Source organism: Marinobacter salexigens, assembly GCF_018860765.1.
GTDB lineage: Bacteria > Pseudomonadota > Gammaproteobacteria > Pseudomonadales > Oleiphilaceae > Marinobacter > Marinobacter salexigens_A.
Genome location: NZ_JAHKPV010000021.1, coordinates 875,321 through 889,216 on the forward strand (window position 1 = coordinate 875,321; position 13,896 = coordinate 889,216).

Genomic DNA, 13,896 nt, shown 5'->3' on the forward strand with positions numbered 1-13,896 from the left:
TCCGCTTCAACTGAAGCCCTTTATTCGTCAGCCATCACAAATTCTAGACGGCCCGGCGCTACTCGCACGTCCATGGGCACCATCCCGAACATACGCTGGGCCAGCTTGGTTTCATCCAAACGGTAAACCGGCATGGTTTCCAGCATCTGAGCCACCACGCGCATGACCGTGTCTGTAACCGGTGCTAGATCGCCTTTGAAAAAGCTCGAATCAATACTGCTTTCAAGCAGCTTTACTCTGCGAATATAGATCGCTTTCTCTTTGCTGTCATAAACCGGGGCGCCTTCCACTTTCAAAGCCAGATCAACCGGAAGCTTGGCTAAGAACGCATTAAGCGCAACCTGTCCTTTGAGATCAATCACCGCCACATCGCGGCCATCCGGCCCTAACGCCACGTTTGCATCACTGAGACTGAGGCTCAGGGGCGAGCCGCTTTTCAACTGCGTGCGGTCGTAATCACTTACAACGCTTTGGAGGTGCCGCTCAAGCTCACCTTCAGAAATTGCATAAGGGGATATGCCGGCACAACCACTGGTTAAGGCAAGGGCCATTAACACCAAGCCCCAAAGGCCGATAAGGTGTAGTTTCTTCATCGTTTATTCTCCGTGAATGAACACCCATCCTGCGGCAGAGCGGAAGGCGCAACAAGACTGGCGGATTAATAATTGGTCAGAACTCGGGCCCTTTACTCGTTTTCGGCCCGAGCTTCTACATAAGGGACGAGATTATCATCGAAAATAACCCGCAATAGAATGGGCTGGCAGCATACCTGACAATCTTCGACATACTCCTGCTCCGCTACTGATGGGTCGACGCTGATATCCAGCGCCTCCCAGCAATAGGGGCACTGGACGATTACAGAGTCCAGAGCCGACATAAGTACTCCTTAGAGTTCTTTTAGAACTGCTGCTTGGCCATCCACGGAATGATTCGGTCAAACGCTGCATCCAGCTTTTCACAGGTGGTGGAAAAGCTAATGCGCACGGCGTTAGTGCAGCCTTCACCGAATGCATCACCAGGCACTAGACACACCCCCGTCTCTTTAAGCATGCGCAGTGCTAAATCCGACCCATCAACATGAGGCGGCAGATCCGGGAACGCAAAAAACGCTCCGCCCGGTTTGTATCCGGTCATGTATGGAGTTTGATCAATAAGCTCTACAACTTTATCACGGCGTTCTTTGTAGATCCCTAGCATATCCCTCACGCACTGTTGGTCACCTGTCAGTGCTGCTACGCCAGCGAACTGAGAAGGCGTATTGGCAACCGATGTGGTGAACATGTGATAGCGCCGCAAAGATTTGATCGCAGCCTGACTGGATATTACCCAGCCGACACGCAACCCTGCCATGCTGTAGGTCTTCGAGAAACTGCTGATGCACATGATGTTGTCCAGATCCATGGAGCAATTCAGAACACTGGCAAAATCTTCGTCATCAAAAATCATGTGGTCATACACTTCGTCGGCGTAGACCTGTATGCCCCGGTATGCGCACTCCTCCAAAATAGTCTCTACAGTACTGCGCGGATAGACCGCCCCGGTAGGATTGTTTGGGTTATTGAGGATTAAGGCGAAAGTGCGCGAACCCATGGCTCGAATCACTTCATCGGGATCGAGCTGATGGTCGTTTTCGGCCCGCGTTGGTACAAACTTAACCTCTCCCCCGTTCATACGAATGAGTGGGGCATACAACAGAAACGAGGGGTCGGTTACGATGAACTGTCGACCCGGAGCCGCTGTCGCTGAGATGGCCAGATACATGGCCTCAGTCGCACCACTGGTCACCAAAATATTATCTCTGGTGAGTTTACGGTTGTAGCGCTTGCCGTAATAATCCCTTAGCGCCACTAGCAACTCAGGTAGCCCGGCGTCCATGGTGTAGCCAGTTTGCCCTGCATGGAGAGCGTCAACATAAGCATCAATAATATGCTTGGGTGTTGGCAGATCAGGCTGACCGATTGAAAGGTGGATAACGTCCTTCATGGTGGCAGCCATATTGACCATACGCCGAATACCCGGCACCGGAACAGCCTGCATGGCAGGGTTCCAACTGGCCTTGGTTTTCCGGTACTTCACTTTGCGAACTGCATCCTGGCCAGTATCTCTGTTGGCGGCATTTGCCATAACAACCTCCTGCAACGGGAACGACGGGGCGAAAAAGACCCCTTTGCAGGTTAGCCAGTAAAATCAGGGCATACAAGATAAAGCCGCGAAAGATATTGTAGGTATAAGTACACAGCAAAATAGACGGGGCTTGAGCCCACAAAGCCGAACCGAGGTTGACCAGAGCGCATCTGCCTACCAGACTCTTTTCAGGGCCTTGCAAGGAATACAACCGGCCCACAAAAAACACACACAGAAACCAGCTTTTTATTCAGGCGGAGGTTCAATGTCTCAGCGCAACAAACCTGTTGTAACCATACTCACTGCCCCCGGAGAGCAGGAGCCACCAGGCATGGACTCTCTAAGGGCACGCGCCGAAGTGCGTTTTGCCAGCGATGAGGCCACCCTGCGCACTACATTGCCAGGCACCGACGTAATGATGGTGACAGATTTTCGAACCGAGGCACTCGAGGCGGCTTGGGGCTGTGCGGACCAATTGAGGTGGATACATGCCACCAGCGCGGGGGTAGACGCGCTGATGTTTCCTGCCCTCACGAAAAGCAGCGTGGTAGTCACTAATGCCAGAGGCATATTTGACAAAACCATTGCCGAATACGTGCTCTGTACTATTTTGATGTTTGCCAAAGATTTCCCGGCCTCAATTCGCCTTCAACTCAAGCATCAGTGGAAGCATAGAGACACAGAAAGAGCAGCGGGAAAGCAGGTGCTTGTCGTGGGTGCGGGCTCTATCGGCCGACAGATTGGGCGTTTGGTGGCCGCTGCGGGCCTACAACCTCACGGTATTGCAAGAACAGCACGCTCAGACGATCAGGACTTTGTGGCCGTGCACAGTAACGACGACCTATATAATCAGCTAGGGCATGCAGATTATGTAGTCATCGCTGCACCACTGACACCCCAAACGGAAGGCTTGTTCGATGAGAAAGCCTTCAAGGCCATGAAGAAGACCGCGCGCCTGATTAACATTGGCCGTGGCCCGATTGTTAAAACCAAGGATCTCATTGCAGCACTGGAAAGTGGCGAAATTGCCGGTGCCGGGCTCGACGTATTCGAGGAAGAACCCTTACCGGAAGATCACCCGCTTTGGGACATGGACAATGTCATCATGACCGCACACATGGCGGGCGACTTTGTCGGGTGGAAGCGCGCACTTACTGATCAGTTTTTGGAGAATTTTGACCGCTGGCATGGCGGTGAGGAGCTGTTCAATTTGGTGGATAAGGAGCTTGGATACGCTGGGAGCAAGTAGCCGAGCGTACAGGGAGGTATTCACAGCGTGTTTTTGGGAACACCTCCCCTGCCCGCTCTCCTAACTTACTGAACCTCAGCTCCCAGACAACGACTGGTCCGCTGGATCAATCTCCATCTGCTGTATCGCAATCACCGCCTGAGTACGGTTGCGAACCCCAAGCTTACGGAACACCGCCGTGATGTGTGCCTTAATGGTTGCCTCAGACACCTCAAGATCGTAAGCAATCTGCTTGTTCAGAAGACCTTCCGCCAGCATACCCAGAACCCGGAATTGTTGCGGAGTCAGTGACGCAAGCTTTTCAGAGAAGTCCGTGGTGTCGGCGTGCATGCGTTCAAGCTTGTCTGCAACACCTTCGGGCAGCCAAACATCGCCCTCCAACACCGCCCGAATGGCGTCTGTAATGGTGGGCAATGGCGCCGACTTAGGAATAAAGCCAGACGCTCCATAGTCAATGGAGCGCCGCATTACCTGCAACTCTTCGGAGCCAGACACAACCACCACGGGTAAGCCGGGGTACTGCCCTCGCATAAACACCAACCCGGAAAAACCGTGGGCACCCGGCATATTGAGATCGAGCAAAACCAGATCTGCATCCGGGTGCGAATCTACCGACGCTTGGAGTGCCTTGATGCTGTCGACTTCTACGGTTTGTGCATCAGGTACTGCTTGATTGACCGCCTGTTTCAGGGCGGCCCGAAACAGGGGATGGTCATCAGCGACGATAATTGTTTGTGTCATTAAACCGATTCCTCACGGATTTATGATCTGTTTCCAGACCTTATTTGAACGCACGATTGCTGACGAGGTCATCAACCACACTGGGGTCTGCCAGTGTTGAAGTATCCCCCAACTGGTCGTGCTCGTTGGCGGCAATCTTACGCAGAATGCGACGCATAATCTTGCCTGACCGTGTTTTGGGCATACCCGGTGCCCACTGAATGACATCCGGGGAAGCAATAGGGCCAATTTCCTTGCGAACCCATTGTACCAGTTCTTTTTTGAGCTCATCGGAAGGTTCTTCACCTTGCATCAGAGTCACGTAAACGTACAAACCCTGACCTTTTATCTCATGGGGGAAGCCAACAACCGCAGCTTCTGCCACTTTGTCGTGGGCTACTAGCGCACTTTCAACCTCAGCAGTACCCAGACGGTGGCCAGATACGTTGAGCACGTCGTCAACCCGGCCAGTAATCCAGTAGTCACCGTCTTCGTCCCTACGGGCCCCGTCTTCAGTAAAATACATACCTTTGTAGGTGCTGAAATAGGTTCTCACAAAGCGCTCATGGTCACCGTAAATCGTGCGCATTTGCCCAGGCCAGCTATCCAAAATAACAAGGTTGCCGTCGGCCTTGCCTTCCAGCAGATTGCCTTCGTTATCTACCAGAGCTGGTTTTACACCGAAGAATGGCACGGTTGCGGAGCCCGGTTTCAAATCAACCGCGCCCGGCAGTGGCGCAATCAGAATACCGCCAGTTTCGGTTTGCCACCAGGTATCCACAATCGGGCACTGACTGTTACCGATAACACGGTGGTACCACTCCCAGGCTTCCGGATTTATCGGCTCACCCACAGAACCCAACAGTTTCAGGCTCTTGCGCGAAGTACCCTCCATACAAGCCTCACCTTCGGCCATCAGCGCCCGAATAGCCGTCGGGGCTGTGTACAGAATGTTGACCTGATGCTTATCAACAACCTGACCCATACGTGAGCTGTCCGGATAGTTCGGAACACCTTCAAACAGAAGTGACGTTGCACCATTACAAAGTGGGCCGTAAAGAATGTAACTGTGCCCCGTTACCCAACCAAAATCTGCCGTACACCAATAAACATCGCCATCTTTATAATCAAATATATACTGGTGCGTCATGGAAGCGTATACCAGATAGCCCCCAGTCGTATGCAGGACGCCCTTGGGAGCACCGGTAGATCCTGAGGTATATAGCATGAATAGAGGATCTTCCGCATTCATAGGTTCTGGTGGGCAGTCAGCAGAGGCCGCTTGCACTAGCTCCCCGTAGCTCACGTCACGCTCGTCGTTCCAGGGTACATCTTTGTTACCGGTGCGGCTGACAACCACAACTTTCTCAACAGCGACACCTTCCCTGTCTTTAAGCGCTGCATCCACGTTCTTCTTCAGTGGTACCTTACGACCACCGCGGAGCCCTTCATCGGCGGTAACAACAAATCGTGATTTACCATTTACGATCCGGGCACCTAAGGCTTCAGGCGAGAAGCCTCCAAACACAACCGAGTGAATAGCACCAATTCGCGTGCACGCCAGCATAGCCACAGCGGTTTCCACAATCATCGGCATATAAATGGTGACTACATCACCTTTCTTTACACCCAGATTTTTTAATACATTGGCAAACTTGCAGGTTTCTTCATGCAGTTCACGGTAGCTAACGTGACGGGACTCCGCCGGGTCATCACCTTCAAAAATAATGGCCGTCTGGTCGCCACGGGTTTCAAGATGACGGTCAAGGCAATTTGCAGACGCATTTAGCTGCCCATCTTCAAACCATTTAATGGAAACGTTGTTGTAATCAAAAGACGTGTTCTTAACCTTAGAGTAGGGTTTGATCCACTCAAGACGCTTGCCGTGCTCTCCCCAGAAGCCATCGGGATCCTCGACCGACCGACGATACATTTCGTCATACTGTTCCCGGTTTACTAACGCCCGTTTGGCTACTTCTGGACTTACCGGATAAAGATGTTTATCAGTCATAGTGTTCCCCTTTGGTCAGAGTTTGTTGTCATTGTCGATTTTGCTGATTTAAAACGAGAGGGCATGCGAGCCCTGCGGACACATAGCCGTAGTTCAACATGTGAGCTACCACCTATTGAATTAGACTAACGTCCTAACACGCTTAAACTTTTAGCGCAAAACGTTCAGTAACCTGCAAGAATTCAAGGGTAAATTCCTGACAAAACAAGCCACAAATTAAAGAGTAGTTCGGTTTCCCTGAGAGGTAAACCAATCCCGCACAACGGGACCAGACGAAATCAAGCCGCTTTTTTACGCCCCCGAATGCCACGTGGAGCACGCGCTTTTTTCGCTTTAAGTGCGTACCGGTTGAGACCTGCCAAGTGAATTTTACGCAGATAGACAGCCCAATCGATTAGACCAGCATCTACTGGAAACAGGGCTTTATCTACCTCACCCATGCGTGCGGCCAGAGCTAGTAAGTCATCGTTATGGAAGATGTAGTCCGGCGCGGTATAGAAGCCGAAAATCGATGCAAGGGAACGCGTGGTATCGAGGTTTTGAAGTACCTTGAACTCACTACCCCGCCCCAGCGCGCCCATCAAGCGGCTCGTAAGACTGAGGGGAATGCGTGCACCTCCCACCAAGGCATCGAACAAGGTTCGGTTTACAGCGATAAAAGGCTTCACTGGCCGACGATAAAACAGCTTTTCATAGGCCGCATAATTAGTTTTGGCTTCCGCCATAAGGTGATCAATAAACTCACCCACAGACACTGGGTTTGAACTGCCACTACAACACTGGTAAATCCGAGAGCGCGGGGCTTCATCCAAGGCCTCTGCAACAGCAAGAATAATAGTGTTTGCGACCAAATCCACAGGTATTACATCAACAATGCCTGAACGCTTACCGGGGAATAAGGTTACTTTTTCTCTTGCATAAGCAAGAATGATAGCGTCTGCCACCTTCACCCCTTCAATCCAACCGGGGGCAGGCTCTTCCAGAGCGCTCTCGATTATAGATGGGCGTACAATAGTAAACGCCCGGCCGTTCAAAGCCTTCAATAGCAGCTGTTCGCCCAACCACTTTGTAAAGGTATAGGTGTCACTCCAGCCGTAGCGGTTGGCCTCACGCATACCCAAATCCACAAGCTTGCGATCTAGGCTTTTTCCGGTGTAGCGAGAACGGAGATCTGCGATGCTGTCATTAAGCACCCGAACCAACTCTTCAATCTCATAATAACCAGCTTGGCTTCGGGGGATCTCAGCACCTGCAGGTTTGATCACAGACTCCGTTACCTGCCCAGAGTTTTTCCCATTTACATAACAGGTTGAAACTTGGACAACTGAAAGGAATGGGTTCTGGCGCGCGAGTTCAGCAATGTTATTCAAGCACAGGGTGTTGATGGTTAGTGCTTTGTCTAGCTCTTCGCGAAAGTTAACGCTGGCCGCAGAGTTAATAACGGCGTCTATACCGCCCGCCAGGTTTCGGAACGCCTCTGGCGGCAAGCCAAAGTCGGGCTCGGTTACCTCTCCCGTAACGCAGTGCAACCGCTCCTCCAAGAAAGCTTCAAATGCCTCGCTGTTCTCTTGCCTTAATCTATCAAACACCGAGGAGGTGGCAATTTCTTCAAGAAAGCGGCCACGGGCGTCAGGATGTTGTTTATTGCCCCGTATCAGCAAGTGTATACCGCCAATGTCCGGCACCGCACGAATCAGCTTTTCCAGAACGACTTTACCCAAAAAACCTGTAGTACCCGTAATCAGGACATGCTTACCACGCAGCTGTTCAAGTACCTTGGACGAAGACACTTCTGCCTCCTTTATTCGTTTTACCATTGTGAAAACTCCTTTTCGTGGATGCCAGCAACGTCCGATCCTTGCACATTTTTTGGGACAATGCGGTGACAAACTGCAAAGTTGTCATCAATAAACAAGAGAGGGCTTTTCAGGTATTGTTATTTTCTTTATCCGCCAGCGATCTAAGCAGTTGATTTAGCGAAATACTGGAAGGCTGCTCTTTCAAAGCTCTGACCAAGCTCTCCTGATCACCAAAACGGATACGATCATAGACAGGTTCAGGTGGGATAGGCTGCGAGATCTCATCAGCCAAATGCTTGAGGTGAATTGCCAGATGCTCACGCTGCACCGGGCTCAGTGCCTCCCAATCAATTGCGCCAAGTCCGGTCTGGATAATTTCGATCGTATCGTTGTCTAGCGAACGTCCCAGCAGCGCAAACAACCGCATAAACACATCGTACCGCAGCATTGCACTCACATCCGCAGGCCCGAGCACCGCTTCCAGCTCGCCAACAGCCTGCATACAGCGTTCATTCGGAGACATCGAAGGCCGGCTTGCTTTCGCCGCTTGGGCTGGCTGGCGCTTAGAGACTGAATACCAATAGGCTGCTATACCGGCTTTGCGAACAGGCAGTTGCGCCAAGCGCACATCAAGCATATCAGCCAAGGTAGTGAACTGCCGACAAGACGGGTCCGCCTGAGGTAGAAGGGCAACGGGCTTTTGATTCAGCACTGACTGGCGCAGAGTCTCATCGCGCCAGATACCCCCCATATAATGTAGTGAACATTGCAAATGGCGCCGTGCCGCTGAATCCAAGCGCTGAAACACGGAACGGGCCTGACTGGCCCCTTGAGCCATATTAATCAACACACTTGGTGTTTTCCGGTACCCACGGCGCTTCAACACCTTGATCAAAGAAAAGGCATCGGTTAATGAAGCAGGGTCTGGGGTCACAACGACACACGCGAGCTCTGCAGCCGCAATCATGTGCAAACCTGTCGATTGGAGGCCTGCAGCCGTATCCGTTATAACGTAGTCGTAATGTTTTTCGAGTAGAGATAGAGCCCGCAGGATACGAAAACTATGCTCAGGAGCCATGTCCACACACTCCTGAACACCAGAGGCACCGGGCAGGATGTGTAAGCCGTATTCTACATCCAATAGAATGTCTTCCAACCGACATTCATTGGCAACAACATTCGCAAGTGTTCGCTCGGGATACAGCCCCAACATAATGCTGACATTGGCAAGATCCGTATCACCATCAAGTAGCAAGACTCGTCTTTTTTGGCGGGCAAGCGTCAGTGCCAAATTAAGAGCAACAGATGTTTTTCCGACGCCACCCTTTCCGCCAGTGACAGCGATAGTTCTGGGGGTGCTGGGTTCGTGCATGACAGATTCCCGAGCTCTCATGGCAGGCGGCCTATATCCTTGAGATAACAACAAGCAGCGCTTTAGTCTGTAGAAATTGTACACATATCACCAGCCTGTGAATACGCTGATCAAAAAAAGCACAGCTGTTGTTTTACATTCTCAGTTTTTTAGCTAAGCTCCAAGACTACAAAAAATGAACGCCACTTCATAAACTGGTTTCAGCGCGCGACAGGCAAACCTATGAGCACACTTCCCGACCTTCAGCTCCCGAGCCTTCCGGAAGTCACTCTACGTGCGCTTGAAGCTTGCAACCGAGATGACAACTACCGTGCAATCAGCGAAATTGTAACGTCTGACACGGCCTTAGTGGTTCGGATTTTGACACTGGCAAACTCCGCTCTTTACGGCCCACCGTCAGGAATAAACTCTGTAGACCAAGCGCTAATACGTCTTGGAACTCGCCGATTCAAAACGCTGGTGCTGACCGCAGCTATGCGCCAGATATTATTCGATTTGGGCGGTGGGGCCTGGCAGCAATTACGAGACTTTTGGCGACACGCTCTTACGACTGCGTTGACCGCTCGAGCACTGGCAACCCTGACTCGTTATCCGGAAGCCGATGAAGCGTTCATGCTTGGCATGCTCCATAACATCGGCGAGCTGATCGCGATTAAAACGCCAGATATGGAAACCAGACAAGAGTATATGAACCGACAGTCAGAAATAGCGGCTGAAGTGGTGACCTCTTGGGGGCTGGGACCCATGGCAGCGGATGCCATGCGCTATCAGCAGGCGCTTCCATCAGATTTGCGCGATGCAGGGCATTTGGTCAAAGTCATCAGTCTTGCAGCGCGTATAGCATTGTCTGACTCAGCAGGCATTGCCGCTGCCGGTACCATGTTCGGGCTCAGTGAAGAGCTAGTTAGGGAAATCAACCGGCGGATCGCGCAAGATGTATCCACAACGGCGGAATCTCTGGGAGTCCCGCTGCTTAACAGTTACAACGCTGAACCCGCGGCGCTAAAGCTCCGACACACCGTGTTACAACAGGCTATTACCCAGCAAGCTATTGGGCTTGCGGATCTCGAGACCACGAATGCCGCCATTCTAGCCGAAGCTGTAAGCAGCCTAACGCTGATTACCGGCCTGCCAGCCTTATGCTTTGGACACATAGATGACAACCTTGTTCTTGTTTCCGGTACCGTCGGCCAACACCCACATTTAGCAGTAAACGCAGTCGCTGGCGGCAGCGCCTTGACGGAAGCCTTTGCCTCCCAAACTCTCACCAATCTCAGCGGCCGCACACTTAACGTGCTCGACCATCAACTTTTATCACTGTTAAGAACGCGGTCATTGACAGCCATCCCGATCGTTACGGGTAACCTCTGCCCCGGTGTATTTGTTCTGGGTACAGATGGCAGTGCAACAGACCCAACCGCAGAGTTAGTTACTCTATTTAGCCGCCAACTCTCGACTGTTCTTCAGACGAAGAGTGCCTCAGTTGCGAGCAAAACAGGTGGGGGAGATCAGGATCACCAGCTCGCTCTGGAAAAACTGCATAGACAACTACATGAAATCAGCAACCCCCTGACAATTATCCACCAGTACATTCATCAGCTCAGAAACCGACTGAACGACCCTGAAGTGCAAAATGAGCTAGATGTAGTTCGAGAAGAATTGGACCGGGCGAGCAACCTGCTACTCCAGATTAACCGCGACACTGCTAAGAGCTCAAACGAGCACACCGCCGACCTTAATTCAGAAATACGCAGTCTCGCTCAGGTATTGGACGAGAGTCTTTTCAGCGACAACAAACTCCAATTGAACCTGCTATTGTGCAGCAATCCGACGCCTGTGAATGCGGGCCCTGCCGTTCTGCGCCAAATACTGATCAATCTGATCAAAAACGCTGCCGAAAGTATGCCGGAGGCTGGCGGCGCAGTAAGCATTAAGACGACGGCCCAAGTATGGCAAGGGCAACGCGACTGGGTTGAGCTAAACGTAGCTGACACAGGTACCGGCCTTACTGATAGTATACGCAACACACTGTTTACGCCGGGAAACACCACGAAAGGAGCTGGCCATAGCGGTTTAGGCCTTAGCATTGTGAAGCAGCTAGTTGATGACATGGATGGCATCATTGCTTGTCATACGGGGCCAGAAGGTACTACCTTCCGGCTTTTGATACCCGCAACCAGCTAAACAAATACCGAAACTGACTGATAGAAAACGGACTCAAACCGATGGCATCAGAGCTAACCAAGAGGACCTCCCCGTCCGAGGCAGCGCGCATTTTGGTGGTTGATGACGAGCCACGACTGGTAGACGCGCTAGCCTCGCTGTTAAACAGCTGCGGTTATGATGTCACCGAGGCCTATGGCGGAAACCAAGCCTGTGAATTAGCAGACACTTCACACTATGACCTCGCGCTGATCGACCTACGCATGCCAGAGGTCGATGGTTTTGCCGTTATGGCCCACTTTGAGAACCGGCAACCGGAATGCGGAATCATCGTAATCAGTGGCGAAAGCTCGTTTACAGCGGTCAGCCGTGCCCTAAGGCGTGGTGCTCTGGATTACATCCGCAAGCCCTATGATCCTGAAGAACTCATTGCCACAGTAAAAGGCGTTGTTGGAAAACAAACCCTCCTTAAAGCCCATGAAGACGTACAGGGGCGCCTTGAAAAATCTGAAGCTCTGCACCGTTACATCGTAAACAGCTCGCCCGATATCGTTTTCATGCTTGATGCCCATGGCCGCTTCTGCTTTATCAACAGCAAAATCGAAAGTCTGCTGGGGTACAAACCGGCTGAGCTTTGCGGCAAACACTTTCGGCACATACTTGATGATCGGGACGTTGCCAGAGGCACCTACGCTCTCAATGCACCAGACATAAGCGCGGACAACCCACGCACTCTGGAAATACGTCTTAAAACTCGCGGCAGCAGGCGCGCAAACCGGTACTTTGAAGTGACGGCCTTCCCAATTGCGCCCCAATCTTGGACCCACAATAGCAATACTCAAGGCGATGGTAGTGGGCATAAGGCCTGCTATTACGGAACGGCCAGAGACGTTACTGAACGCAAAGAAGCTGAAGCTTTTATCAACTTCCAGGCTTATCACGACTTGCTCACACGCTTACCGAATCGAGCCCTATTCAAAGATCGTCTGGAGCTGGCCATTACCCATGCGCGCCGCGCAAAGCAGAAGCTCGCCGTGATGTTTCTTGATCTTGATCGTTTCAAGGTTATTAACGACACCCTTGGTCATGCAATGGGCGATCGATTGCTGCAATCTGTAACCCAGCGTTTGGAAGGTTGTTTGCGCAAAGGCGACACTTTGTCGCGCTTCGGAGGGGACGAGTTCACGCTGCTGTTGCCTTCAATCCATGGCAAAGAAGATGTCAGCCAGATCGCGAGAAAGCTAATCAAAACGCTCAAGGCGCCGTTCCAACTTGACGAACATCAGGTGTTCATTGGGGTCAGTATCGGGATCGCCGTATACCCAGAAGCAGGAAGCAACATGGATCAGCTGATCCAAAATGCCGATATCGCCATGTATCACGTTAAGGCTAGGGGCAAAGACAGCTATCGCTTTTTCTCAGAGAGCATGAGCATCGACAGCACTCATCGTCTGGATCTGGAACGAGACCTGCGCATGGCGCTTGAAAGGAGTGAGTTGCGGGTATTTTATCAGCCTCAGGTTTGCGCTAGCACAAACCGTATTGTGGGGCTAGAAGCTCTAGTGCGCTGGCAGCACCCTGAAAGGGGTTTGCTCTACCCTCGAGACTTTCTAGGGCTGGCAGAAGAAACTAAGCTTATTGGTCAGTTGAGTGAGCAGGTTTTGAATCAGGCCTGCAAAGATGTTGGCCACTGGGTCCGTTCTGGCCACAGCGATCTGCGCTTGGCTGTTAACCTCTCTCCCATTGAGGTGGAACACCCCCGGTTTGTGGAAACTCTTATAGAGCGAATTAATGCCAACGATTTCCCTCCCGGAAATCTGGAAATCGAGATTACTGAGAATGTGATCATGAATGATCTGGAGCAGATCAGCCAAAAGCTCCGTGAACTAGCGAGCCTGAATGTCCGCATCGCCATTGATGATTTTGGTACGGGTTATTCATCCCTCAACTATATACACCGGCTGCCCATCCATACTCTGAAAGTGGACCAATCCTTCGTAAAAGCCATTCGCAATGGCGCCGACGATGCATGCATTGTGAATGCCATTGTAGCCATGGCTCATGGTCTAAAACTACAAATCATTGCCGAAGGCGTGGAGACAATTAAACAGCTTGAATACTTACGGGCTCTTGGCTGCCACCAAATTCAGGGTTTTTTCTACGGCCCGGCACAGTCCGCCGCGGATATCAATAATTTACTCATGCAGACACGGCTTCAAAATGCCGTATCTGGCTAATTTTTCAGTACGACCACACATCACTGTCTGACACTCCTAAGCCAAACTTTGATCTTGTTTGCAAAGTATTGCATTGCGTTAACTTGTGTATCCCGAAATGCGCATTGCGGCACATATTTATCCCTCCTCGTTCACTAAACTCGATAATTCCAAGGTCTTAGCCGCCGAAACGCTCTGAACGTATGGTCAGAGCAAAAATGACAATAACGGTGGCGGCATCA

General features: G+C 51.5%; 10 protein-coding genes. 3 read left to right on the forward strand and 7 right to left on the reverse strand.

All coding sequences use genetic code 11. The features are described from left to right. Nucleotides 1-20: 20 nt before the first annotated feature. From KO508_RS17550 to KO508_RS17560, 3 genes are all read right to left on the reverse strand, one after another. Nucleotides 21-593, reverse strand: coding sequence for a DUF1439 domain-containing protein (locus tag KO508_RS17550; protein ID WP_216009559.1), 573 nt, complete (start codon nucleotides 591-593; stop codon nucleotides 21-23). 92 nt (nucleotides 594-685) lie between these two features. Further along, nucleotides 686-877 carry a CPXCG motif-containing cysteine-rich protein gene (locus KO508_RS17555; RefSeq protein ID WP_216009560.1) on the reverse strand — a complete coding sequence of 64 codons (192 nt, stop codon included), beginning with the start codon at nucleotides 875-877 and terminating at the stop codon, nucleotides 686-688. A 20-nt stretch (nucleotides 878-897) separates the two neighbouring features. Further along, entirely contained in the window at nucleotides 898-2,124 is a 1,227-nt protein-coding gene (locus KO508_RS17560; RefSeq protein WP_216009561.1) for a pyridoxal phosphate-dependent aminotransferase, read from the reverse strand. Nucleotides 2,125-2,389: 265 nt separating this feature from the next. Between KO508_RS17560 and KO508_RS17565 the strand changes: the two genes are divergently transcribed. Beyond that, nucleotides 2,390-3,373 (forward strand): D-2-hydroxyacid dehydrogenase, encoded by a 984-nt coding sequence (locus KO508_RS17565; protein ID WP_216009562.1) that lies wholly within the window; start codon nucleotides 2,390-2,392, stop codon nucleotides 3,371-3,373. Between the two features lie 75 nt (nucleotides 3,374-3,448). Here the strand turns inward: KO508_RS17565 and KO508_RS17570 are convergent, their stop codons facing one another. The 4 genes from KO508_RS17570 to KO508_RS17585 all read right to left on the reverse strand — a co-directional run bounded on the left by KO508_RS17570 (nucleotide 3,449) and on the right by KO508_RS17585 (nucleotide 9,275). Beyond that, nucleotides 3,449-4,114, reverse strand: a complete 666-nt coding sequence (locus KO508_RS17570) for a response regulator transcription factor (RefSeq protein ID WP_216009563.1) — start codon at nucleotides 4,112-4,114, stop codon at nucleotides 3,449-3,451. A 40-nt stretch (nucleotides 4,115-4,154) separates the two neighbouring features. Next, nucleotides 4,155-6,104, reverse strand: coding sequence for an acetate--CoA ligase (gene acs / locus KO508_RS17575; RefSeq protein ID WP_216009564.1), 1,950 nt, complete (start codon nucleotides 6,102-6,104; stop codon nucleotides 4,155-4,157). 278 nt (nucleotides 6,105-6,382) lie between these two features. Further along, complete coding sequence (locus KO508_RS17580) at nucleotides 6,383-7,921, reverse strand: fatty acyl-CoA reductase (protein ID WP_216009565.1); 1,539 nt, start codon at nucleotides 7,919-7,921, stop codon at nucleotides 6,383-6,385. A 109-nt stretch (nucleotides 7,922-8,030) separates the two neighbouring features. Next, nucleotides 8,031-9,275: an AAA family ATPase gene (locus tag KO508_RS17585; RefSeq protein ID WP_252738176.1), complete on the reverse strand. Its 1,245-nt coding sequence runs from the start codon at nucleotides 9,273-9,275 to the stop codon at nucleotides 8,031-8,033. Nucleotides 9,276-9,497: 222 nt separating this feature from the next. Between KO508_RS17585 and KO508_RS17590 the strand changes: the two genes are divergently transcribed. After that, nucleotides 9,498-11,459: an HDOD domain-containing protein gene (locus KO508_RS17590; RefSeq protein ID WP_216009567.1), complete on the forward strand. Its 1,962-nt coding sequence runs from the start codon at nucleotides 9,498-9,500 to the stop codon at nucleotides 11,457-11,459. A gap of 41 nt (nucleotides 11,460-11,500) precedes the next feature. Next, nucleotides 11,501-13,675 (forward strand): EAL domain-containing protein, encoded by a 2,175-nt coding sequence (locus KO508_RS17595; RefSeq protein WP_216009568.1) that lies wholly within the window; start codon nucleotides 11,501-11,503, stop codon nucleotides 13,673-13,675. Nucleotides 13,676-13,896: the final 221 nt, after the last annotated feature.